Origin of the sequence: Azohydromonas aeria, from assembly GCF_009760915.1 — a bacterium.
GTDB classification, from domain to species: domain Bacteria; phylum Pseudomonadota; class Gammaproteobacteria; order Burkholderiales; family Burkholderiaceae_C; genus Azohydromonas; species Azohydromonas aeria.
In genome coordinates, this window is record NZ_VIDQ01000183.1 from 1 (window position 1) to 1,899 (window position 1,899).

Annotated in this window: 2 protein-coding genes and 1 pseudogene; all 3 read left to right on the plus strand. The window is 66.6% G+C overall.

Annotated features, from left to right (window positions below; genetic code table 11):
* Nucleotides 1-850: methyl-accepting chemotaxis protein (locus tag FJ694_RS36340; protein ID WP_232540395.1), on the plus strand; the 850-nt coding region annotated here is incomplete at its 5' end.
* A 705-nt stretch (nt 851-1,555) separates the two neighbouring features.
* Nucleotides 1,556-1,684 (plus strand): hypothetical protein, encoded by a 129-nt coding sequence (locus FJ694_RS37730; protein WP_259373200.1) that lies wholly within the window; start codon nt 1,556-1,558, stop codon nt 1,682-1,684.
* 9 nt (nt 1,685-1,693) lie between these two features.
* Nucleotides 1,694-1,899, plus strand: a pseudogene (locus FJ694_RS36345) (c-type cytochrome); the annotation flags it as partial.

The window sequence follows — 1,899 nt, forward strand, 5'->3', positions numbered from 1 at the left end:
CCTTAGTGTGGACGTGCCGTCAGGCAGCCGGGACGAAGTGGGTCGCCTGCTGCGCGCCATCGGCGCCATGCAGGAGGCGCTGCGCGCCCTGGTGGGCGAGATCCGCACCTCGGTGGACGGCATCGGCACCGCCAGCGCCGAAGTGGCGGCCGGCAACAACGACCTGAGCGCGCGCACCGAGCAGGCCTCGGCCAGCCTGCAGCAGACGGCCAGCTCCGTCGAGCAGATCTCCAGCACCATCCGCCAGGGCTCGGACTCCGCGCTGGAGGCCGACCGGCTGGCGCGCGCCGCCTCCGACGAAGCGGGCGCGGGCGGCCAGGCCGTGTTGCGCGTGGTCACGACCATGGACGCCATCAAGCAGAGCTCGCAGCGCATCGGCGACATCGTCGGCGTGATCGACGGCATCGCCTTCCAGACCAACATCCTGGCGCTCAATGCCGCGGTCGAGGCCGCACGCGCCGGCGAGCACGGCCGCGGCTTCGCCGTCGTGGCCAGCGAGGTGCGCGCGCTGGCGCAGCGCAGCGGCACCGCGGCGCGGGAGATCAAGGGCCTGATCCAGGACAGCCTGGAGCGCGTCGAGGCCGGCGCGCAGGAGGCGCGCGAAGCCGGACGCACCATCGAAGGCGTGGTGGGCAGCGTGCACCGGGTCGCGGACATCGTGGCGCGCATCACCGCCGCGGCCACTCAGCAGTCGCAAGGCATTGCCGAGATCAACGCGGCCGCGTCGCAGCTGGACCACGCCACGCAGCAGAACGCGGCGCTGGTGGAGCAGTCCACCGCCGCCGCGGCCAGCCTCAAGGACCAGGCGCAGGCGCTGTCGCGCCCGGTGCAGCGCTTCAAGGTAGCTTGAAATTGTTTGCCCTGACTTCACCAGCAAAGCAGGGCCTGTCGTCTCTGGCCAGACGCTGTTGGCACCACGGGTCAAGTCTTCCTACAGCGCCTACGTGCCGCTGCCCCGGATGCTCGACCTGCCGAGACCTCACATCTAACGCAATGCTCAGGTAGCGACTGCTGCAGCCCCGTGTCATAGGTACCCGGACTGATGCAGCGCGTAAGGGCCTATCCTGAAGAGCTTGCGGCTTGGCTAGCCATGGCTACAGCGTCAGGTGTCGTCATGAAGTGCCGCTGAAGGCGGACAGCTAACCCTCCAGCAGGACTTGCACTGTGGTGCCGACATCGTGGGGTATTCGGGCCGGTGCAAGATCGAGCCACCACCGCAGCTCAGCCGACAAGGCTGCCACGCCGGCTGGCCGTTCTCGTGCCGGAAACGCCGATGTCTGCTCCCGGTTCGGCCAGCATGGACACCATCATGTTTCAACTGGAACGAAGGTGCTCCTTTGCCAGCAAAGCTGCACCAGGGGGAGCCTCAAAAATAAGGGTCTCGCCCTATGTTGAGCGCTGCGATCAAGTCTCATGCGGTCGATTGATCGGGCTTGTAAAGCGTCTATCTGTGTGTTTCCCAACATTCACTTGAACGCCCAGAATGCGGCTCAGTGACATGCACCAGCATGGTGCTTGCCCGCATTTTCCGCCGCCATGCGGCGCAGGAGGCGAGATGGACGCATCAACGAAGTACCACGGCCTGCTCAAGGCCGTGGCCGCAGGGGTCGTTGCGCTCATGGGCGCGGCCATTGCGTGGGGCGGCTACGTATCGCTGGCCCACTGGTCGGGCATCGGCGTATAGGGCCCGGACATGGACAAGCGACAGGCCCGCTTCTTTGCCATCGGGGCCACGGCCGTCTCGGCACTGGTGTTTGGCGGGCTCACGCTCGACAGCCATCGTCAGTTCGACAAGCTCACCAATGCACAGAACCTCACGCCCCAGGTCGTGGCCGGCAAGGACGTCTGGCACAAGTACAACTGCATCAACTGCCACACGCTGTTCGGCGAGGGGGCCTA

Coding starts and splice junctions, on each gene's coding strand:
- FJ694_RS37730 (WP_259373200.1), top strand. CDS start 1,556: ATGGACGCATCAACGAAGTACCACGGCCTGCTCAAGGCCGTGGCCGCA.